The organism is Bacillus pseudomycoides DSM 12442, from assembly GCF_000161455.1.
GTDB classification, from domain to species: domain Bacteria; phylum Bacillota; class Bacilli; order Bacillales; family Bacillaceae_G; genus Bacillus_A; species Bacillus_A pseudomycoides.
On the sequence record NZ_CM000745.1, the window covers coordinates 4,870,439 to 4,870,717 of the forward strand.

The window sequence follows — 279 nt, forward strand, 5'->3', positions numbered from 1 at the left end:
ATGGTGAGGCCTTATTGTTTGAATCGATATTTGGGAGCGTTTCAAACAAATATAGAAGATAATGATAGGGGCTTAAATTGTTCTCTTTTACGGTTTCAACCACATTATACATAATGGCACTTCCTCTAGCACCTCTCGGTGTATTTGAGAACATCCAATTTTTTCTCCCGATCACAAATGGTTTAATAGAACGTTCACTTCTGTTGTTATCGATTTCTAAACGACCGTCTAATAAAAAAGCTTCAACAGAGTAGAAACATGATTCCTCCCCCCAAAAAA

At 36.6% G+C, this 279-nt stretch carries 1 protein-coding gene; it reads right to left on the reverse strand.

Annotated features, from left to right (window positions below; genetic code table 11):
* On the reverse strand, positions 1 to 279 hold a 279-nt coding region (locus tag BPMYX0001_RS24720; RefSeq protein ID WP_033799322.1), incomplete at both ends, for an IS66 family transposase.